The organism is Ruegeria sp. CI5 (assembly GCF_056536885.1).
Genome location: NZ_JBQFQN010000008.1, coordinates 1 through 17,073, shown reverse-complemented (window position 1 = coordinate 17,073; position 17,073 = coordinate 1). Strand labels below are relative to the sequence as shown.

General features: G+C 57.9%; 31 protein-coding genes. 1 reads left to right on the top strand and 30 read right to left on the bottom strand.

Annotated elements, in window-relative coordinates:
* Positions 1-48: 48 nt before the first annotated feature.
* From rplO to rpmC, 16 genes are all read right to left on the bottom strand, one after another.
* The gene (gene rplO / locus ACR0BA_RS17670) at positions 49-522 is read right to left on the bottom strand and encodes a 50S ribosomal protein L15 (protein ID WP_170342955.1); all 474 of its coding nucleotides are present in this window, start codon (positions 520-522) and stop codon (positions 49-51) included.
* A 148-nt stretch (positions 523-670) separates the two neighbouring features.
* Entirely contained in the window at positions 671-1,501 is an 831-nt protein-coding gene (locus tag ACR0BA_RS17665; protein WP_244952485.1) for a hypothetical protein, read from the bottom strand.
* Between the two features lie 184 nt (positions 1,502-1,685).
* Entirely contained in the window at positions 1,686-1,901 is a 216-nt protein-coding gene (locus ACR0BA_RS17660; RefSeq protein WP_170343462.1) for a DUF1127 domain-containing protein, read from the bottom strand.
* Positions 1,902-2,051: 150 nt separating this feature from the next.
* On the bottom strand, positions 2,052-2,507 hold the full coding sequence (locus ACR0BA_RS17655; protein ID WP_170361684.1) for an SRPBCC domain-containing protein: 456 nt from the start codon (positions 2,505-2,507) through the stop codon (positions 2,052-2,054).
* The gene (locus ACR0BA_RS17650; protein ID WP_170342961.1) at positions 2,500-2,835 is read right to left on the bottom strand and encodes an ArsR/SmtB family transcription factor; all 336 of its coding nucleotides are present in this window, start codon (positions 2,833-2,835) and stop codon (positions 2,500-2,502) included. Before ACR0BA_RS17650 ends, ACR0BA_RS17655 begins: the two co-directional genes overlap by 8 nt.
* Positions 2,836-3,070: 235 nt before the next feature.
* Entirely contained in the window at positions 3,071-3,259 is a 189-nt protein-coding gene (gene rpmD, locus ACR0BA_RS17645; RefSeq protein ID WP_093965366.1) for a 50S ribosomal protein L30, read from the bottom strand.
* A 12-nt stretch (positions 3,260-3,271) separates the two neighbouring features.
* Positions 3,272-3,835 carry a 30S ribosomal protein S5 gene (gene rpsE / locus ACR0BA_RS17640; RefSeq protein ID WP_093965365.1) on the bottom strand — a complete coding sequence of 188 codons (564 nt, stop codon included), beginning with the start codon at positions 3,833-3,835 and terminating at the stop codon, positions 3,272-3,274.
* A 114-nt stretch (positions 3,836-3,949) separates the two neighbouring features.
* Positions 3,950-4,309, bottom strand: a complete 360-nt coding sequence (rplR, locus tag ACR0BA_RS17635) for a 50S ribosomal protein L18 (protein ID WP_170361687.1) — start codon at positions 4,307-4,309, stop codon at positions 3,950-3,952.
* Between the two features lie 11 nt (positions 4,310-4,320).
* Complete coding sequence (rplF, locus tag ACR0BA_RS17630) at positions 4,321-4,854, bottom strand: 50S ribosomal protein L6 (RefSeq protein WP_093965363.1); 534 nt, start codon at positions 4,852-4,854, stop codon at positions 4,321-4,323.
* An 11-nt stretch (positions 4,855-4,865) separates the two neighbouring features.
* A complete protein-coding gene (gene rpsH, locus ACR0BA_RS17625; RefSeq protein WP_093965361.1) occupies positions 4,866-5,258 on the bottom strand; it encodes a 30S ribosomal protein S8 in 393 nt (130 codons plus the stop codon).
* Positions 5,259-5,271: 13 nt separating this feature from the next.
* On the bottom strand, positions 5,272-5,577 hold the full coding sequence (rpsN, locus tag ACR0BA_RS17620; RefSeq protein ID WP_093965360.1) for a 30S ribosomal protein S14: 306 nt from the start codon (positions 5,575-5,577) through the stop codon (positions 5,272-5,274).
* Positions 5,578-5,596: 19 nt separating this feature from the next.
* A complete protein-coding gene (rplE, locus tag ACR0BA_RS17615) occupies positions 5,597-6,157 on the bottom strand; it encodes a 50S ribosomal protein L5 (RefSeq protein WP_093965358.1) in 561 nt (186 codons plus the stop codon).
* On the bottom strand, positions 6,150-6,461 hold the full coding sequence (gene rplX / locus ACR0BA_RS17610) for a 50S ribosomal protein L24 (protein ID WP_093965356.1): 312 nt from the start codon (positions 6,459-6,461) through the stop codon (positions 6,150-6,152). The genes rplE and rplX overlap by 8 nt, the downstream gene beginning before the upstream one ends.
* Before the next feature lie 2 nt (positions 6,462-6,463).
* The gene (gene rplN, locus ACR0BA_RS17605; RefSeq protein WP_005621870.1) at positions 6,464-6,832 is read right to left on the bottom strand and encodes a 50S ribosomal protein L14; all 369 of its coding nucleotides are present in this window, start codon (positions 6,830-6,832) and stop codon (positions 6,464-6,466) included.
* Positions 6,833-6,908: 76 nt separating this feature from the next.
* Positions 6,909-7,139 (bottom strand): 30S ribosomal protein S17, encoded by a 231-nt coding sequence (gene rpsQ / locus ACR0BA_RS17600; protein WP_170342963.1) that lies wholly within the window; start codon positions 7,137-7,139, stop codon positions 6,909-6,911.
* Between the two features lie 4 nt (positions 7,140-7,143).
* A complete protein-coding gene (rpmC, locus tag ACR0BA_RS17595; protein ID WP_093965352.1) occupies positions 7,144-7,350 on the bottom strand; it encodes a 50S ribosomal protein L29 in 207 nt (68 codons plus the stop codon).
* 262 nt (positions 7,351-7,612) lie between these two features.
* Here rpmC and ACR0BA_RS17590 point away from each other — a divergent pair, with 262 nt between their 5' ends.
* The gene (locus tag ACR0BA_RS17590) at positions 7,613-8,248 is read left to right on the top strand and encodes a thermonuclease family protein (RefSeq protein WP_170343459.1); all 636 of its coding nucleotides are present in this window, start codon (positions 7,613-7,615) and stop codon (positions 8,246-8,248) included.
* A gap of 16 nt (positions 8,249-8,264) precedes the next feature.
* On the opposite strand, the gene ACR0BA_RS17585 is transcribed toward ACR0BA_RS17590, so the two are convergent.
* The 14 genes from ACR0BA_RS17585 to ACR0BA_RS17520 form a co-directional block, all read right to left on the bottom strand.
* Positions 8,265-8,885, bottom strand: a complete 621-nt coding sequence (locus tag ACR0BA_RS17585) for a 2OG-Fe(II) oxygenase family protein (protein WP_170445966.1) — start codon at positions 8,883-8,885, stop codon at positions 8,265-8,267.
* A gap of 75 nt (positions 8,886-8,960) precedes the next feature.
* On the bottom strand, positions 8,961-9,362 hold the full coding sequence (locus tag ACR0BA_RS17580) for a YybH family protein (RefSeq protein ID WP_170392163.1): 402 nt from the start codon (positions 9,360-9,362) through the stop codon (positions 8,961-8,963).
* Between the two features lie 126 nt (positions 9,363-9,488).
* The gene (gene rplP, locus ACR0BA_RS17575; protein WP_005980704.1) at positions 9,489-9,902 is read right to left on the bottom strand and encodes a 50S ribosomal protein L16; all 414 of its coding nucleotides are present in this window, start codon (positions 9,900-9,902) and stop codon (positions 9,489-9,491) included.
* Positions 9,903-9,914: 12 nt separating this feature from the next.
* On the bottom strand, positions 9,915-10,625 hold the full coding sequence (gene rpsC / locus ACR0BA_RS17570) for a 30S ribosomal protein S3 (RefSeq protein WP_093965346.1): 711 nt from the start codon (positions 10,623-10,625) through the stop codon (positions 9,915-9,917).
* Positions 10,625-11,005, bottom strand: a complete 381-nt coding sequence (gene rplV, locus ACR0BA_RS17565; protein ID WP_039538267.1) for a 50S ribosomal protein L22 — start codon at positions 11,003-11,005, stop codon at positions 10,625-10,627. The genes rpsC and rplV overlap by 1 nt, the downstream gene beginning before the upstream one ends.
* 3 nt (positions 11,006-11,008) lie before the next feature.
* Positions 11,009-11,287 (bottom strand): 30S ribosomal protein S19, encoded by a 279-nt coding sequence (rpsS, locus tag ACR0BA_RS17560; RefSeq protein ID WP_005980699.1) that lies wholly within the window; start codon positions 11,285-11,287, stop codon positions 11,009-11,011.
* A gap of 3 nt (positions 11,288-11,290) precedes the next feature.
* Positions 11,291-12,133 (bottom strand): 50S ribosomal protein L2, encoded by an 843-nt coding sequence (gene rplB / locus ACR0BA_RS17555; RefSeq protein ID WP_093965344.1) that lies wholly within the window; start codon positions 12,131-12,133, stop codon positions 11,291-11,293.
* Between the two features lie 234 nt (positions 12,134-12,367).
* On the bottom strand, positions 12,368-13,321 hold the full coding sequence (locus ACR0BA_RS17550) for a hypothetical protein (RefSeq protein WP_170526384.1): 954 nt from the start codon (positions 13,319-13,321) through the stop codon (positions 12,368-12,370).
* A 197-nt stretch (positions 13,322-13,518) separates the two neighbouring features.
* Positions 13,519-13,815 carry a 50S ribosomal protein L23 gene (locus ACR0BA_RS17545; protein WP_093965341.1) on the bottom strand — a complete coding sequence of 99 codons (297 nt, stop codon included), beginning with the start codon at positions 13,813-13,815 and terminating at the stop codon, positions 13,519-13,521.
* On the bottom strand, positions 13,812-14,429 hold the full coding sequence (gene rplD / locus ACR0BA_RS17540; RefSeq protein WP_170436561.1) for a 50S ribosomal protein L4: 618 nt from the start codon (positions 14,427-14,429) through the stop codon (positions 13,812-13,814). The genes ACR0BA_RS17545 and rplD overlap by 4 nt, the downstream gene beginning before the upstream one ends.
* Positions 14,426-15,151: a 50S ribosomal protein L3 gene (rplC, locus tag ACR0BA_RS17535; protein WP_170343454.1), complete on the bottom strand. Its 726-nt coding sequence runs from the start codon at positions 15,149-15,151 to the stop codon at positions 14,426-14,428. The genes rplD and rplC overlap by 4 nt, the downstream gene beginning before the upstream one ends.
* Positions 15,152-15,169: 18 nt before the next feature.
* Positions 15,170-15,484, bottom strand: a complete 315-nt coding sequence (gene rpsJ, locus ACR0BA_RS17530) for a 30S ribosomal protein S10 (RefSeq protein WP_008756422.1) — start codon at positions 15,482-15,484, stop codon at positions 15,170-15,172.
* A 222-nt stretch (positions 15,485-15,706) separates the two neighbouring features.
* A complete protein-coding gene (locus tag ACR0BA_RS17525; protein ID WP_480729207.1) occupies positions 15,707-16,654 on the bottom strand; it encodes an aldo/keto reductase in 948 nt (315 codons plus the stop codon).
* 235 nt (positions 16,655-16,889) lie between these two features.
* On the bottom strand, positions 16,890-17,073 hold a 184-nt coding region (locus tag ACR0BA_RS17520), incomplete at its 5' end, for an EF-Tu C-terminal domain-related protein (protein WP_480727422.1).

The window sequence follows — 17,073 nt, the reverse complement described above, 5'->3', positions numbered from 1 at the left end:
GAAAACTCTGAGGTCTATGTAAGCGGGTCGGCGCCCGCTCACAAGCGCTTACTCTGCCGCAGCGGCTTTTGTGACCTTCAGTGAGCCGCCCGCTTTTTCCACGGCTTCGATCGCCGCTTTCGAGGCGCCGGTCACTTCCAGGTTCAGCTTGGCGCTGATTTCGCCTTTGGCCAGAACGCGGATACCGTCCAGCTTGCGGCGCACCAGACCCGAGGCGACCAGTGCGTCCTCGGTGATGGCCGATTTAACGTCCAGTTTGCCGGCGTCGACGAATTTCTGGATCAGGCCCAGGTTGATGACGGCAAATTCTTTGCGGTTCGGCTTGTTGAAGCCGCGCTTGGGCAGGCGCTGATACAGCGGCATCTGGCCGCCTTCGTAGCCGTTGATGGCCACACCCGAACGAGATTTCTGGCCTTTGATACCGCGGCCACCCATTTTACCCTTGCCAGAGCCGGGACCACGGCCAACGCGGGTGCGTTTCTTGACGGCGCCGGGATTGTCGCGCAATTCGTGCAGTTTCATGTCGCTTCTCCTAAGCCGGATATGACCCCGAAGCGTGATGGGCCAAACACGGCATTTCTTGGTTTGATTCTCGTGGCAAACACGCCACCGGAGCGCAGTACAGCCTCGCGCCCCGAGTTGCAAGTTTTGATTGCCCGGCAGCAGCGGCTCAGTCGTCGCGGCCAGCAATGGGCGCATCTTGGGGCACAATTCCATGTTTGGCCACAAGTCGCCCGACCAGGCTGTCGGGATGTGGTATTCCACCGTGGTTCTTGCGCATGATCGCCCGCATCCGGCGCCCGTATAGATGGATCGAGACGGTATCCTCGTGAAAAAACCGGTCAAGATTTTCGTTCGGCCGGGCAAGGGCCCGGCGCCGCGAAAAGTTGATCGGGTAAAAAACATGCTCTGGCAGGGCGTATTTTATCTCGCCTGTTTCCTTCAGCGCCCAGGTGAATGCCTTTGGCCCCCACACGCCCCACAACACCTCGGGAACGTTGGTCGGGTTCCCGGCGTCCCGCGCCTCTTCCAGCGGTCGGCGGTGGCGCGGCGGTAACCAAGGAGGAATAAGGTAGGGATCATTCGTGTACTCGATCAGCTTGGCCAGAGTTTCACTGTCCTGCGGCAGGCCCAGAACCCCAATCGCCACCTCACCCTCGAGATACCCATAGTAATGACCATTCGCCGTTGAATAGGGTTTCAGGCAATAGGCATCGGTGTCGGCCCAGATCAGGTCGGGCTCCTGAGCCAGCATCCGGTAGCGGAACTTGTCGGAATGCGGCGCGGGGCTATTGGTACGCTCATGAGTGATAAATTCGGAATCCGGCAGGATCTCGCGGGCATCACGGTGCTCGACACCCTCGGGGATGTTCGTCACATTGCTATAGGTATAAAGCCGCACGCTGTGGCCCATATCCAGGTAAGACTGGATGCACAGCAGTTCCAAAAAGCTGAGCGGCCCCTCGACCCACAGCATTGCAATCTGGAAGTCCCGTGCCATGTTCTGCCCTCTCTGCCCAATGTGTTCATGCCTTGACGGCTTGCCTGCATTGGAGTGACCCAATTCCCGGCGCCGCGCAACGTCGCAGTTGTGGTAGCAACTATTTTCCTGCCCGTGTGGGATCCGTAAACACAAAAGAGGCGCCACTTGGGCGCCTCTGCTTCATATGTTGTCGTCCCGTATCTTACGAGCAGTAGGCGTGCTCGCGGGCGATGTCGGCGATGTCGCACCGGCGGATGCCGATGTCGTTCAACTCGCGGTCGCTCAGACGCTGCAACTCGGTATACGTGCGGGTGTATTCGCTGGCCCGGGCGCGGTTTTCTTTCACGCGCTCGATCAGGTTTGCGATACGGGCGGTCAGGTTGAAGCCGCCATGTGTCAGTGTCGCTGTGTGTGCCATTATCTTATTTCCTTTCGAATGTCGGGGCGTATTCCCCGATGTCACTTACTTGGTTCCTGTCTTGGACAGGGTTGAGATAGGGAGTTCAGTTATCGCTAACAACGATGGTTTTGGACTGGCCGCTATGCATTTTTGGCATAGCGGCGCAAATCAGGAGTGACCGCTACCGGCCGCAAGCCGGGACAGGTTGTCCAAAGCAGCAGACCAGCCACCTTTGTAGTCCTGAAATAGTTCTGGCCCGGCCAGGCTTGTGATCTGCAACGTGACGCGCAGCGTACTGCCTTGGCCATTCGGCATGATTTCGTGTCCGCACAGCGAGACCGAGACCAACTCTCCCTGAATGACCAGTGTTTCAGTCAATGAAAGAAATTCCGGCGAGACCACGTGGAACAGGCTGGTCGTATTGAACTCGGGCGCTTCTTTCGGTCCACACCGCGTTTCCTCACGGCCTCCGGGTCGACAGTCGAACACATCAATCAGAACTACGCTTTCATCGTCTGGTGCGGCCCATTTCTGGCGTAACTCGCGGTCGGTCAACACCTGAAACAGCCGGTCGGGAGCGCAGGCAATCTCGCGTTCCAGGATCAAAGTTTCGTAATCAGCCATCATCGGATTCCTTCTCAATTTGCTCGGCAAGTGCAGACAGGCGATCCAGCCGGCCTTCCCAGAGGTGACGTTGTTGTTTCAACCAACCTTCCGCCTCGGCGATCGGGGCGGCTTCGATATGCAACATGCGAACCCGACCGATCTTCTCCGAACGGATCATTCCCGCGGATTCCAGTTTGCCGAGATGCTTCAGAAACGAAGGAAGAGCCATGTCGTGCGCTTCGTGCAGCTCTGACACGGCCGCTGGGCCAGTGATCAGCCGTTCGATCACAGCACGCCGGGTCGGATCGGCCAGCGCAGAAAAAAATGTATCGAGTTTGTTAGCCATAAGGCTAAGTATTTCAACGCACCGCCCACGTCAAGAAAAAGTTAGCCGTTTGGCTATGTTTTAATTTTTAGGTCAGGACAGAGGGCAAAAAGGTGTCTACCTGCGAGTTCCTGACCAGGCCTTGGCCAAGTTCACCGCAAAAGGCGGTCTTCCGAAATTCCGCACAAGCGACGGCCAAAAATGAAAACGCCCCCGATCAGATCGGAGGCGTTCATTAGGCTTTCGAAGTTGGCGCTTAGCCGCGCTCTTCGATGATCTCAACCAGATGCGGGATCTTGTTGACCATGCCGCGGATCGACGGAGTGTCTTCCAATTCGCGGGTCTTGTGCATCTTGTTCAGGCCCAGACCGATCAGGGTTGCGCGCTGTTCGGCGGGGCGACGGATCGGGGAACCGATCTGCTTGACGACGATGGTTTTTGCCATTGCTCGCTCTCCTTACGCTTCGGCTTCAGCCGGTGCTTCATCCCGCTTGGGCAGGATATCGGCGACCTTCTTGCCACGACGCGCGGCAACCGAACGCGGGCTCTGTTCTTTCTTCAGGCCGTCGATGGTGGCGCGGATCATGTTGTACGGGTTCTGCGAGCCCAGCGACTTGGACACAACGTCCTTCACGCCCAGCATTTCGAACACAGCACGCATCGGACCACCGGCGATGATACCGGTACCTTCCGGCGCGGTGCGCATGACCACTTTACCGGCGCCGTGACGGCCCTCGATGTCGTGGTGCAGGGTCCGGCCTTCGCGCAGCTGCACGCGGATCATCTGACGCTTGGCTTGCTCGGTCGCCTTGCGGATGGCTTCAGGTACTTCTTTCGCTTTACCTTTTCCAAAGCCCACGCGGCCTTTCTGATCGCCAACAACCACCAGAGCGGCGAAGCCAAAGCGCTTACCACCTTTTACGGTTTTCGACACGCGGTTGATTGCGACCAGACGATCGGCAAATTCCGGTGCTTCTTCACGGTCGCGGCCACGGCCCCGACGGTTTTCACGTTCTGCCATTTGGCATCCCTTTTCTCATGTGGCGCTTGGCGCCGTTTTCTTCAATCCAAGTGAGCCTCGACTGACGCCGAGGCCCCCGGATCATCGGGGCGGATCGAAACCCGCCCACAGGTCTTAGATTTTCAGGCCACCTTCACGCGCGGCGTCGGCAACTGCCTTCACCCTGCCGTGGAACAGGAAGCCACCACGATCGAAATAAGCCTCTTCGACGCCGGCCTTCTTGGCCCGCTCGGCGATGGCTGCGCCCACTTTGGTGGCCGCTTCGATGTTGTTCTTGCCGACAACGCCCAGATCCTTTTCCAGGGTCGAGGCCGAGGCCAGGGTCACGCCACGTACGTCGTCGATCAGCTGAACAGAGATGTTCTTGTTCGAACGGTGTACGGACAGACGCGGACGACCCGCGTTGACCTTGCGAAGTTTGTTCCGAACGCGCAGGCGGCGCTTCAGAAACAGGGTTCTTTTGCTGTTTGCCATTGTGTTCGTCCTTACTTCTTCTTGCCTTCCTTGCGGAAGATGAACTCGCCCTTGTAGCGGATGCCTTTGCCTTTGTACGGCTCGGGACGGCGCCACTCGCGGATTTTCGCCGCGGTTTCGCCCACCAGCTGCTGGTCGATGCCTTCCACAACGATCTCGGTCTGCTTTGGCGCGGTGATGGTGACACCTTCCGGAGCAACGAAATCAACATCGTGGCTGTAGCCCAGGTTCAGCTTCAGGGTGTTGCCCTGCATCTGAGCGCGGTAACCCACACCCTGGATTTCCAGTTCCTTCTTGAAGCCTTCGGTCACACCGGTCACCAGGTTGGCGACCATGGTGCGGCTCATGCCCCACTGCTGACGAGCACGCTTGGACGAACCACGCGGGTCGATTTTGACCACGTTGTCTTCGACCGTCAGGGTGACGTCATCGGTTGCGGTGAAGCTGCGGGTGCCTTTCGGACCTTTGACTTCGATGGTCTGACCCGACACAGAGGCGGTAACGCCGCTGGGCAGCTCGACCGGTTTCTTACCAATACGAGACATTGCAGACCTCCTTAGAAGACGGTGCAGAGCACTTCGCCGCCAACATTGTTGGAGCGAGCGTTTGCGTCCGACATCACACCTTTCGGAGTGCTGACAATCGACACGCCCAGGCCCTGACGAACCTGCGGGATGTCATTGACGCCCATGTATACGCGACGGCCGGGCTTCGAGACCCGCTTCAGTTCGCGAATGACAGGGGTGCCTTCGTAGTATTTCAGGCTGATTTCCAGAGCCGGATGACCGTTTTCACCGGTCGTCTTTTCATAGCCGCGGATATAGCCTTCGTCCGCCAGCACGTCCAGAACCCAGGCGCGCAGTTTCGACGCCGGAGTGATCACGGTGGACTTGCCGCGCATTTGCGCGTTGCGGATGCGGGTGAGCATATCGCCGATAGGATCGTTCATATCTGTCTCTCCCTTACCAGCTCGATTTCACCATGCCGGGGATCTGACCAGCAGAACCCAGCTCGCGCAGCGCGATACGGCTGACCTTCAGCTTACGGTAGTAAGCGTGGGGACGACCGGTCAGCTGACAACGGTTGTGCAGACGGGTAGCCGAGCTGTTGCGCGGCAGTTTCGCCAGTTTCAGACGCGCTTTGAAACGCTCTTCCATCGGCTTGCTCTCGTCATTCGCGATCTCTTTCAGAGCCGCACGCTTTTCGGCATACTGTGCCACCAGGCGTGCGCGCTTCTTCTCGCGTTCGATCATTGCTTTTTTAGCCATGTCTCAATCCTCCCGGCGCTTACGCGTTGAACGGCATGTTGAAAGCTTTCAACAGTGCCTTTGCTTCAGCGTCGGTTTTCGCTGTGGTGGCAATTACGATGTCCATGCCCCAGACCTCGTCGACCTTGTCGAAGTCGATTTCCGGGAACACGATGTGCTCTTTCATGCCCATGGCAAAGTTGCCACGGCCATCGAAGGACGGTTTCACACCGCGGAAGTCACGTACGCGAGGCATCGCGATGGTGATCAGACGGTCCAGGAATTCGTACATCCGGTCGCCGCGCAGGGTCACCTTGGCGCCCAGCGGCATGTCTTCACGGACGCGGAAACCCGCGATCGACTTCTTCGCCTTGGTCGAAACGGCCTTCTGACCGGCGATCGCCGTCAGATCCTCGACCGCGGCTTTCGCCTTCTTCGAGTCCTTCACCGCCTCGGCACCACAGCCGATGTTCAGAACGATCTTCTCCAGCTTGGGGATCTGCATATCGTTCTTGTAGCCGAACTCTTCTTTCAGAGCGGCACGGATGGTTTCAGCGTACTGAGCTTTCAGACGCGGGGTGTAGGTTGCAGCATCAAGCATCGATCACGTCCCCCGTGGTCTTGGCGTAACGAACCTTCTTGTCACCTTCCATGCGGAAGCCGACGCGGGTTGCCTTGCCGTTCTTGTCCAGCAGGGCCAGGTTCGACAGGTCGATCGGCAGAGCTTTGGGCAGGCGGCCACCTTGCGACGTTTGCGACTGGCGGGTGTGGCGAATGGCGATGTTCACGCCATCAACGACAGCTTTGCCGGCTTTGGGGTCGACCGAGGTGATAGTCCCCTCTTTGCCCTTGTCCTTGCCGGCCAGCACGACGACCTTGTCGCCTTTGCGGAGTTTAGCAGCCATGATTACAGCACCTCCGGAGCCAGCGAGATGATCTTCATGAAGTTCTTCGCGCGCAGTTCACGAACAACGGGGCCGAAGATACGGGTGCCGACGGGCTCGTTGTTGTTGTTCAGGATGACGGCGGCGTTGCGATCGAAGCGGATCGCGGTGCCGTCTTCGCGACGGACTTCTTTGGCGGTGCGCACGACGACGGCCTTGCGGACATCACCTTTCTTCACGCGGCCGCGCGGGATGGCTTCCTTCACCGAGACGACAATGATGTCGCCGACGGAGGCGTATTTACGCTTGGAACCACCCAGGACCTTGATGCACTGAACTCGGCGGGCGCCAGAGTTGTCAGCGACATCCAGATTGGTCTGCATCTGGATCATGTGGTTTCTCCCGACCTGTGGGGGCTGGTCTTGTTAAATCCCCCAGGGTTTCGACAAATGGAAAAATCCCGGAGGCTTAGGCCTCCAGAACCTCCCAACGTTTCGTCTTCGATTTCGGCGCGCATTCGATGATGCGTACGGTGTCGCCGACCTTGAAGGCGTTCTTTTCGTCGTGAGCCCGGTATTTCTTGGACTTACGAACGGTTTTCTGCAGCAGAGGGTGCTTGAAACGGCGCTCGACCAGAACAGTGATGGTCTGTTCGTTGGCGTCGCTGGTCACGGTGCCTTGCAGGATACGCTTGGGCATCTGATTACTCCTCGGATGCCGCGGCAGCGGCCTTTTCGTTCAGAATGGTTTTGACGCGGGCAGCATTGCGGCGGGCCGCTTTGATACCAGCAGTGTTTTCCAGCTGACCGGTGGCCTGTTGAAAGCGCAGGTTGAAGCTTTCTTTCTTCAGGTTGGCCAGTTCCTCGCGGAGCTGGTCCGGGGTCTTTTCACGCAGTTCTTGGGCGTTCATCGCCTTTTCCTTTGCTCAAAACACCAGAAGGCCCCGTACACGGGTCACCTTGGACCTGGTGGATGAATGATAGACATGCGAATCGCCCGACAACGCCGGGAGACCGCAGGATGCCGCCGTATAAGGGTTTGGTGGGTTGGTGGCAAGAGGAAGTTTTGCAACCAGAACCGGGCAACCAACGGGTCACGTCAGAACCTGACCACTTGCGCGTTGTCTTCTGTGGAAACGGGTTTGGCCGAAACTCAAAAGACACGTGAAACCCTTGAAGTATCTTTATCCCGCTGACTTAGGAACGGTGGAAAAAATGGAACTGGTTGTCCTAATTGGGTTTGCGGCACTTCTAGTTGTTTTAAAATCAAGAAAGCCACGCCTTGTCGCCCGTCATAGAGGCCATCAAAAACCTCCGCAAGCCTCCACACGGAACCGCGCAATCCCGCGACAACAGCCGAGTGTTGTTCCCTCCAACCGCGTTCTGACGGGGCGCGCTTATGTGATCGATGGCGACACAATCATTGTCCGTGGAACAAAGATCCGTCTAGCCGGCATTGATGCGCCCGAGCTGGACATGCCATGGGGCCTAAAGGCAAAGTGGACGATGGTCGAAATCTGCAAGGGTCAGGAGATTACCGTCAAGCTGAACGGCGAAACATCCTATGACCGGTTAGTTGGAATTGCATACCTACCCAATGGGCAGGACATCGGCGCGGAGCTGATCAAAAGGGGGCTTGCGCTGGACCTGCCTTTATTTTCACAGGGAAGGTATAGGCATCTCGAACCGACCGGCGCCAGAGAACGGCTGCGGAATGGGGCTTTCGGTCACGCATCGATTTCGGTTCGCAGGACGACGACAGTCGTCGCCTATGGGCGCAGATCAAACCGGCACAATGCCGGCAGTTGAATACGACCCAAGGAGTTCACTCCCACTTATAGTTAAAACTCACCGAAATCCGTTCTTCTTCGGCCATGTTCATGGGCACCTCGTGGCGCAGCCAGCTTTCCCACAGCAGAACGTCGCCGACCTTCGGCTTCATATAAATGAAGGGCTGCAATTCGCGTCGGGCGCCCTTGTGGCGCACCGGCGCGGCCATCATGCGGCCCGAGCGGGGGTCCTCCAGCTTCAGCGCGCTGGCGCCTTCCGGCATTGACACATATGTCGTTCCAGAAATCACACTGTGCGGATGGATGTGGCTGGCATGCATTCCACCCTCGGGCAGGATGTTGATCCAAAGATCCTCCAGCTTCAATTCCCGGTCATCGAGATCAAACTCAAGGTCTTTTGCGAATGCAGCCACGTGCTGATCCAAAGTCTTCACCAAGTCCTGAAAGATCGGAAACCGCCAGGGCAGATCAGTCAACGAGGCATAGCTGGTGTAACCCGGATAGCCGTTTTTTTCGCACCACTCCTGCCCGGCCTCGTCATCCTCAGCAATGACAAGGCACGAGTTCTCCAGCTCCTCCGGATCGATCCTTGGATCGAACTCAGACAGAGCGGCGCGGTAGAGACGGGTAACGAAGAGTGATTCAATCTGTGCCATGGGCGTCCATTACCCTATTCGACGCCCAGGCGCGATAGAGGAACTTTCTTCGAATTTGGAAAACCCCTGCTGCTGTCACAAGTCAATATAGGGCAACGGGTCGCTGTGATGCGCGATCAGCTTCCACGCTCCACCTTCAAGGCGATAGACATTCGTGCCGCGCATCCGGATACCGGCCCCATCGCCCTGCCCCGATGCCTCGGCGACATGATGCACAGTGGCAAGCGTATCCCCAACCACAACATGCCGGTTCAGCACTTTGATCGACCCGCCCAGATGCGTCCGACCCTGCGCGATCCAATCCTGATCCGTGACTTTCCACCCAACGTGGAACAGATCGGGTGACGGCCCCATATAGATGACATCGTCCGCATGCGACCACAGCGCCTCCATCGGTACAACGTCACCCTCGAACATAGCGTTCAGTGCGGCAAAGAAGCCGTCGTCAATCTTTTCTATCTCTGACGTCGAAACCATTTGAGGCCCCCTGTTCTAGGCTTTTCCAAAATATCAAAAGCTGAAGCGGAGCCTAACCCAAACCATCCGAAAAACAAAAAACCCCGCCGGTTCGGCGGGGTTTTCTGAAGTCTTGGCAAGACCGGTTTACCAGTCCTCGCGGACCACCACGCGGGTCTTGATCGGCAGCTTCATCGCAGCCAGGCGCAGAGCCTCGCGCGCGATTTCATCGTTGACGCCGTCGATCTCGAACATCACGCGACCGGGCTTCACTTTGGCTGCCCAATAGTCGACCGAGCCTTTACCTTTACCCATACGGACTTCGGTAGGCTTCGAGGTCACGGGGGTATCCGGGAAGATCCGGATCCAGACGCGACCTTGACGCTTCATGTGACGGGTCATGGCACGACGAGCAGCTTCGATCTGGCGTGCAGTCACGCGCTCGGGCTGCAGGGCCTTCAGACCGTAGGTGCCAAAGTTCAGATCAGAGCCGCCTTTGGCTTCGCCCTTGATCCGGCCTTTGTGCATCTTGCGGAATTTTGTACGCTTTGGTTGAAGCATATCTTTCCCTCCTTAGCGACGACCGCCACCAGCACCACGAGGTGCAGGGCCGTCCTGGAGTTCCTGTGCTTTACGGTCACGTGCCTGCGGATCGTGCTCCATGATCTCACCTTTGAAGATCCAGACCTTGATCCCGATGATCCCGTAGGGAGTCATCGCTTCGGCATGTGCGTAATCGATGTCGGCACGCAGGGTGTGCAGAGGCACGCGGCCTTCGCGGTACCACTCGGTCCGTGCGATTTCGGCGCCGCCCAGACGACCAGCGACGTTCACCCGGATACCCAGGGCGCCCATGCGCATGGCGTTCTGAACCGACCGCTTCATCGCGCGACGGAACGAAACGCGGCGCTCCAGCTGCTGAGCGATCGACTCGGCAACCAGCTGCGCGTCGAGTTCCGGCTTGCGCACTTCGACGATGTTCAGGTGCAGTTCGCTGTCGGTCATCTGCGCGATTTTCTTGCGCAGAACTTCGATGTCCGCGCCTTTCTTGCCGATGATGACACCGGGACGCGCAGTGTGGATCGTGACGCGGCACTTCTTGTGCGGGCGTTCGATGATCACACGGGCGATGCCGGCTTGCTTGCACTCTTTCTTGATGAACTCACGGATCTTGAGGTCTTCCAGCAGAAGATCACCGTAGTCCTTGGTATCTGCGTACCAACGGCTGTCCCAGGTGCGGTTGACCTGAAGGCGCATGCCGATCGGATTGACTTTATGTCCCATTAGGCTTGCTCCTCAACTTGACGCACCTTGATGGTGATCTCCGAGAACGGCTTCATGATCTTGCCGAAACGGCCACGGGCACGCGGACGACCGCGCTTCATGACCAGGTTCTTGCCAACCCATGCTTCGGCGACGATCAGCTCGTCCACGTCCAGGTTGTGGTTGTTTTCGGCGTTCGCGATTGCGGACTGCAGGCACTTTTTTACGTCCTGCGCGACACGCTTGTTCGAGAAAGTCAGGTCGGTCAGAGCCTTCTCGACTTTCTTGCCGCGGATCATTTGCGCAACCAGGTTCAGTTTCTGCGGGCTGGTGCGAAGCATACGGGTTTTTGCCATTGCTTCGTTTTCAGCCACGCGGCGGGGGTTCTTTTCCTTGCCCATGACTTACTTCCGCTTCGCTTTTTTGTCTGCGGCATGGCCATAATAGGTCCGGGTCGGCGAGTACTCACCGAACTTCTGACCGATCATGTCTTCCGAGACGTTTACCGGGATATGCTTCTGGCCGTTGTACACACCAAAGGTCAGACCCACGAACTGGGGCAGAATGGTGGAACGACGCGACCAGATCTTGATGACTTCGTTGCGGCCCGACTCGCGCGCAGCTTCGGCTTTTTTCAGCACGTAAGCGTCGACGAAAGGACCCTTCCAAACAGAGCGAGACATGTCTTAACGCCCTTTCTTCTTGGCGTGCCGCGAGCGGATGATCAGCTTCTGGGACGCTTTGTTCTTGTTGCGGGTACGCTTACCCTTGGTGTCCTTACCCCAAGGCGTAACCGGCGTACGGCCACCCGAGGTCCGGCCTTCACCACCACCGTGGGGGTGATCGATCGGGTTCATGGCAACACCACGGACCGACGGACGCACGCCCTTGTGGCGCATACGACCGGCTTTGCCGAGGTTCTGGTTGCTGTTGTCGGGGTTCGACACGGCACCGACGGTGGCCATGCATTCTTGGCGCACCATGCGCAGCTCGCCCGAGCTCAGACGGATCTGGGCATAGCCGCCATCGCGGCCGACGAACTGGGCGTAGGTGCCCGCTGCACGCGCGATCTGACCGCCCTTGCCGGGCTTCATCTCGATGTTGTGCACGATGGTACCGATCGGCATACCCGAGAACGGCATCGCGTTGCCGGGCTTGATGTCGGCCTTGGCCGAAGCGATGACTTTGTCGCCAACCGCCAGACGCTGCGGCGCCAGGATATAGGCCTGCTCGCCGTCGTCATATTTGATCAGTGCGATGAATGCGGTCCGGTTCGGGTCGTATTCGATCCGCTCGACGGTTGCCGCCACATCCAGTTTGTTCCGTTTGAAGTCAACGATCCGGTAGAGACGCTTTGCGCCACCGCCACGGCGGCGTGAAGTGATCCGTCCGGTGTTGTTCCGGCCGCCCGATTTGGTCAAACCCTCAGTGAGAGACTTGACCGGACGTCCTTTCCAAAGCTCCGAACGGTCGATCAGCACCAGCCCGCGCTGGCCCGGCGTCGTCGGTTTGTACGACTTGAGTGCCATGCTTTCTGTCTTCCGTTTAGCAAGCGCGAGGATCAATCCCCGCTATGTGAGAGGCCCCCGTAGGTGCCCAGGTTATAGGGCCCCGAAGGTCCCCGGTTGCAAATATCAGAGGCCCCGGAACGAATCCGAGGCCGCAAGATTGGGTGCGTTTAGCAGGGTTGGGGGTGGGTGTCTAGAGGGGACACTCAATCAGACAACGTGTTCGACCATATTAAAATTAGTTAGCGGATCGGACTAGGTGAACGTAGAAAGAATCCGACGCATTTCCTGCATGATCCACTCCGGAGACGATCTGGAGCGCACGAATTCCATCCGATCTAAGGCCTCCTTCCATGTCAAGGTTCCAAGCAGGCTGTCAGCCTTGTCAAAAGCCTCGATAATTTCGGCCTCGTCCAAAGACTCAAGAAGGAACGGATAGTCTTCGCCCAGATAATGTACTGCGTCATCCGTGTCCCGCGATGTTATTACTACAGCGCCCAATGCTGCGGCAGTGAAGCCTTTTGTGAATGGCTTGGCTATTTGCCATGTTCGCCGTCGTCGAGCCGGTGGTCTGACGCAATAGTGCATGTTGAAGTCGCACAAAGCGTCAAATGTATCGCCGATTTTGCTGTCGCGCGCGTAGTCTAAGACGCGAACCCGCTTTTTCACCTCTCCAGGGAGATACACATTGGCGGAGTGTCCAAGATACCCCGCGCTCACTTTATCCAACCGGCGGCACCTCCTGCCCAGCAGTCGAGGATCCGTGTGATGGGTCAAGTGCATGACTTGCCCACCGCTGGCCTCACCCCCGCACTTGTCAAGCATGCGCTGCAGCATCTGGCACCCCACCCTAGATGCCCCAATATGCACATCCGCAAACTTGGAGAAGCTTCCAGAAATATCCGCATCTACATAGTCTATGCAAACGGCTCGGGCATTTCGGCTGAGTTTATACATTCCTTCTTCGCCAAACATGCTGGCAGTGCCTTTCAGCAGGATAACTATGCAGTCATTTAACGCCTTGCATGTCTCCCGGATCGCTGCGTCGTTGCGCAGCGGGCGCTGTGAAACTACGGAAAACTCAAATGCGTCCCCTAAGTGTTGCCGGCACATTTCGCTCAACTGGTCGCAACGCATGATTTTTGACCCGGCACCGGTCTGCCCTTTGCGATGCAAGAAAACTACTTTTGTTTTCCGGGTTATGTCCATGCCTGCCAATTTTCTCTGACACCAAAGTGCCTCTTCACACACCCGAGTCGTTTACGACGTAAAACTTTGTCAGTTTGACGCACAATGCTCGAATGCACGAAAACCAGGATTTTTTCAAACCGGAAGATACATTTGCATACACAAAAAAACCCCCGCCTTTCGGCGGGGGCTTCATCTCTCTCCAAAGACGGATCCGATCAGAGACCGGTGGTCACGTCGATGGTGTTGCCCTCTTCCAGGGTCACATAGGCCTTTTTGACGTCTTTCCGCTTGCCCAGCTGGCCGCGGAATCGCTTGACCTTGCCTTTGGTCACGGTGGTGTTCACCGCCTTGACCTTCACACCAAACAGCGCCTCGACGGCCTCTTTGATCTGCGGCTTGTTGCTGTCGATCGCCACTTCAAAGACAACCGCGCCGTTCTCAGAGGCCATGGTCGTTTTCTCGGTGATGATCGGCTTGCGGATCACGTCGTAGTGTTCTGCCTTCGCGCTCATTTCAGTCGAGCCTCCAGTGCTTCGACAGCCGCTTTGGTGAGCACCAGGGTGTCACGCTTGAGGATGTCATAGACGTTTGCGCCCATCGACGGCAGGATATCCAGACCTTCGATGTTGCGGGCTGCGCGGGCGAACCCTTCGTTCACGGTGGCGCCGTCGATGACCAGAGCGCGCTTCCAGCCCAGGTTTGCAACCTGCTTGGCCAGTGCGGCGGTCTTGCCTTCGGCTTCGGCGCTTTCGATCACGACCAGCTCACCGGCTTTGGCCTTGGCCGACAGTGCGTGGCGCAGGCCCAGCTTGCGGAACTTCTTCGGCAGGTCGTGGCCGTGCGAACGCGGGGTCGGACCCTTGTAGATGCCACCCTTGCGGAAGATCGGCGCGTTGCGGTCACCGTGACGTGCGCCACCGGTGCCCTTCTGGCGATAGATCTTCTTGGTCGAGTAGCTGGTTTCCGAGCGGGTCTTCACCTTGTGGGTGCCAGCCTGCGCGTTGTTGCGCTGCCAACGGACCACACGGTGCAGGATGTCCGCGCGCGGCTCCAGGCCGAACAGGTCCGCATCCAGCTCGATGTTGCCGGCTTTCTTGCCGTCCAGTTTGATTACATCAAGTTTCATGCTTCACCACCTTCCGCGGGTGCTTCTTCCGCAGGTGCTTCGGTTGCAGCCGATTTCACAGCAGCCGGGAAAGGCAGGCCTTCCGGTGCTTTCTTCTTGACGGCGTCCTTGACGGTAACCCAGCCCGATTTCGGTCCGGGAACGGCGCCTTTGATGAAGACCAGACCACGGTCGGCGTCGGTTTTGACAACCTCGAGGTTCTGGGTGGTAACACGGGCAGCACCCATGTGACCGGCCATCTTCTTGCCTTTGAACACCTTGCCCGGGTCCTGACACTGACCGGTCGAACCGTGCGAACGGTGGCTGATCGAAACACCGTGCGAGGCGCGCAGACCACCGAAGTTGTGGCGCTTCATTGCACCGGCAAAGCCTTTACCGATCGAGGTGCCCGAAACGTCAACTTTCTGACCAGCCAGGAAGTGATCTGCCGAGATCTCGGCGCCCACTTCGATCAGCGCGTCTTCCGACACGCGGAACTCGGCCAGCTTGCGCTTGGGCTCGACCTTGGCGGCGGCGAAGTGGCCGCGCATGGCCTTCGAGGTGCGTTTTGCCTTGGCGGCACCGGCGCCCAGCTGAACGGCGGTGTAGCCGTCTTTGTCAGCGGTACGCTGTGCAACGACCTGCAGATTGTCCAGGTGAAGAACGGTCACAGGGATCTGCTTGCCGTCTTCCATGAACAGGCGGGTCATGCCGACTTTTTTTGCGATAATACCAGAGCGCATCATCAATACCCTCCGATCTTACGACTGCAGCTTGATCTCGACGTCCACACCAGCGGCCAGGTCGAGCTTCATCAGCGCGTCCACGGTCTGGGGGGTCGGATCTACGATGTCCAAGAGACGCTTGTGCGTACGGATCTCGAACTGATCGCGGGATTTCTTGTCAACGTGAGGGCCACGGAGAACCGTGAACTTCTCGATCTTGTTCGGCAGCGGGATCGGGCCGCGCACGTTCGCGCCGGTCCGCTTTGCAGTGTTGACGATCTCTTGCGTGCTGGCATCCAGGACGCGATAGTCAAATGCCTTCAGCCGAATACGGATGTTTTGGCTTTGCATATTAACAGCCTTTTTTCAGGCGTTGGAGTTGAGAGGAGGACGGGCGCTCATCGCCAACCCTCATCGAACCCAAAAGGCGGGAATCACCCCGCCTTCACGTTCTCACCGAGAACTCGCGCGGTTTAGTGGGGTTGGCGCTGTTTGGCAAGGGGGAAATGCCACCAAGCCCCAAATGCGGATTGTCCAACAAGTGATAGGCCGCCGCGCTGAATCTTGAAGACCCTACCCGGCTTCAGGATCCATTTGGGATTTCCCCAATTCCGCCAGCTCTGTCCAGACCGCACCCGGGATAGACCAGTCGGCCCATTCGAATGTCTGGTCCACGTGCTGCGGCCATGTCGCGCCGCAGATTGTCGAAGCTATATCTGCGTTTTTGACCGAGAATTGCAACGCTAGCGCCCCCAACGGGACATCGTAGCGGGAACAGATACTCTCGACCGCACGAACCGGGCCCAGAACAGCTTCGGTTGCAGGCTGATATACGTAGAAATGATGAGCGGAACTTCCCTTGGCCAATATTCCTCCGGAATAAGGCGCCGCATTCAGAACGGTCACTCCCTTGGAACGCGCAAGTTCAATCAACGGAGCGGAATTCATGTTGACGACTGTATGCCTGTTGTGCGTCAGAAGGACGTCGAACTCACGATCGCGTAGCATAGGCATCAGGACGTCAATTCGACCACCGGCAAGCCCCACAGCTTTGGCCAAGCCCTCTTCCTTCATCCGAAACAGCTCATCAAGCGCGCCGCCCGTGCCGGTCACTTCGGAAAGATCTGCGGCGTATTCAGGGTCATGAAGGTGAAGAACATCCACCTGGTCGACGCCAAGGGCTTCAAGGCTTGCTTCAAGCGACCTTCGCGCTTGTGTCGCATCAAACCTGTTGCTCTCCATGTCGCGGTCCAGTTTCGTGGACAGAACCCGGCCCTCGGGCCACCCGCCCAGCTCACGAATGACTTGCCCGATACGTTCTTCGCTTCGGCCCAACGCATACCCGCGCGCTGTATCAATGAAGCCATCCGGACGTTGGAGAATTGTCCTGATGGTATCCAGTGCACGGCTTTCGTCTACTTCGTATCCATATATCTGTGGAATGCTTCCCAGCCCTGTTGAACCGAACCCTATTTGCGGCAACCTGACCCCAGTCCGGCCGATCTCAACATGCTTGGTCATCCCATTATCCTCCCCTACAGGACATTTCTGACTGCAATTGTGTCGAGGGGCGCCACTCAACGCAAGCTTGGCGTATTCGCGTGCAACACCAAGATGTGTGCAACCAATGTTTTGGGGATTTAACGAAAAAGGCCGCCCCGGATTGGGACGGCCTTCTTCGGTTTCTCACCGAGTTGCTTTCGGCTGGCTTCGCTTTGGATAACCGCCTGCCGCAACCCGGCGCGACAGGCGCGCCTTACTCGATGATTTTGGACACGACGCCTGCGCCGACGGTGCGGCCGCCTTCGCGGATGGCGAAGCGCAGACCGTTTTCCATGGCGATCGGGGCGATCAGCTCGACGCCGAACGACACGTTGTCGCCGGGCATGACCATCTCGGTGCCTTCGGCCAGGGTCACGGTGCCGGTCACGTCAGTCGTA

Coding starts and splice junctions, on each gene's coding strand:
- rpsE (WP_093965365.1), bottom strand. CDS start 3,835: ATGGCAGAACGTGAAAACCGTCGGGGCCGTGGCCGCGACCGTGAAGAA.
- ACR0BA_RS17650 (WP_170342961.1), bottom strand. CDS start 2,835: ATGGCTAACAAACTCGATACATTTTTTTCTGCGCTGGCCGATCCGACC.
- rplP (WP_005980704.1), bottom strand. CDS start 9,902: ATGCTTCAACCAAAGCGTACAAAATTCCGCAAGATGCACAAAGGCCGG.
- rplC (WP_170343454.1), bottom strand. CDS start 15,151: ATGCGCTCTGGTATTATCGCAAAAAAAGTCGGCATGACCCGCCTGTTC.
- rplN (WP_005621870.1), bottom strand. CDS start 6,832: ATGATCCAGATGCAGACCAATCTGGATGTCGCTGACAACTCTGGCGCC.
- rplX (WP_093965356.1), bottom strand. CDS start 6,461: ATGGCTGCTAAACTCCGCAAAGGCGACAAGGTCGTCGTGCTGGCCGGC.
- ACR0BA_RS17580 (WP_170392163.1), bottom strand. CDS start 9,362: ATGGTTTCGACGTCAGAGATAGAAAAGATTGACGACGGCTTCTTTGCC.
- ACR0BA_RS17660 (WP_170343462.1), bottom strand. CDS start 1,901: ATGGCACACACAGCGACACTGACACATGGCGGCTTCAACCTGACCGCC.
- rplF (WP_093965363.1), bottom strand. CDS start 4,854: ATGTCTCGTATTGGTAAGAAACCGGTCGAGCTGCCCAGCGGCGTTACC.
- ACR0BA_RS17665 (WP_244952485.1), bottom strand. CDS start 1,501: ATGGCACGGGACTTCCAGATTGCAATGCTGTGGGTCGAGGGGCCGCTC.
- rpsQ (WP_170342963.1), bottom strand. CDS start 7,139: ATGCCCAAGCGTATCCTGCAAGGCACCGTGACCAGCGACGCCAACGAA.
- rpmC (WP_093965352.1), bottom strand. CDS start 7,350: ATGAACGCCCAAGAACTGCGTGAAAAGACCCCGGACCAGCTCCGCGAG.
- rpsJ (WP_008756422.1), bottom strand. CDS start 15,484: ATGCAAAGCCAAAACATCCGTATTCGGCTGAAGGCATTTGACTATCGC.
- rplR (WP_170361687.1), bottom strand. CDS start 4,309: ATGGCAAACAGCAAAAGAACCCTGTTTCTGAAGCGCCGCCTGCGCGTT.
- ACR0BA_RS17525 (WP_480729207.1), bottom strand. CDS start 16,654: ATGACCAAGCATGTTGAGATCGGCCGGACTGGGGTCAGGTTGCCGCAA.
- rplO (WP_170342955.1), bottom strand. CDS start 522: ATGAAACTGCACGAATTGCGCGACAATCCCGGCGCCGTCAAGAAACGC.
- rplB (WP_093965344.1), bottom strand. CDS start 12,133: ATGGCACTCAAGTCGTACAAACCGACGACGCCGGGCCAGCGCGGGCTG.
- ACR0BA_RS17545 (WP_093965341.1), bottom strand. CDS start 13,815: ATGAGCGCGAAGGCAGAACACTACGACGTGATCCGCAAGCCGATCATC.
- rpmD (WP_093965366.1), bottom strand. CDS start 3,259: ATGGCAAAAACCATCGTCGTCAAGCAGATCGGTTCCCCGATCCGTCGC.
- ACR0BA_RS17655 (WP_170361684.1), bottom strand. CDS start 2,507: ATGGCTGATTACGAAACTTTGATCCTGGAACGCGAGATTGCCTGCGCT.
- ACR0BA_RS17585 (WP_170445966.1), bottom strand. CDS start 8,885: ATGGCACAGATTGAATCACTCTTCGTTACCCGTCTCTACCGCGCCGCT.
- ACR0BA_RS17550 (WP_170526384.1), bottom strand. CDS start 13,321: ATGGACATAACCCGGAAAACAAAAGTAGTTTTCTTGCATCGCAAAGGG.
- rplE (WP_093965358.1), bottom strand. CDS start 6,157: ATGCTTGATGCTGCAACCTACACCCCGCGTCTGAAAGCTCAGTACGCT.
- rplD (WP_170436561.1), bottom strand. CDS start 14,429: ATGAAACTTGATGTAATCAAACTGGACGGCAAGAAAGCCGGCAACATC.
- rpsS (WP_005980699.1), bottom strand. CDS start 11,287: ATGTCTCGCTCTGTTTGGAAGGGTCCTTTCGTCGACGCTTACGTGCTG.
- rpsC (WP_093965346.1), bottom strand. CDS start 10,625: ATGGGACATAAAGTCAATCCGATCGGCATGCGCCTTCAGGTCAACCGC.
- rplV (WP_039538267.1), bottom strand. CDS start 11,005: ATGGGCAAGGAAAAGAACCCCCGCCGCGTGGCTGAAAACGAAGCAATG.
- rpsN (WP_093965360.1), bottom strand. CDS start 5,577: ATGGCTAAAAAAGCAATGATCGAACGCGAGAAGAAGCGCGCACGCCTG.
- rpsH (WP_093965361.1), bottom strand. CDS start 5,258: ATGAACGATCCTATCGGCGATATGCTCACCCGCATCCGCAACGCGCAA.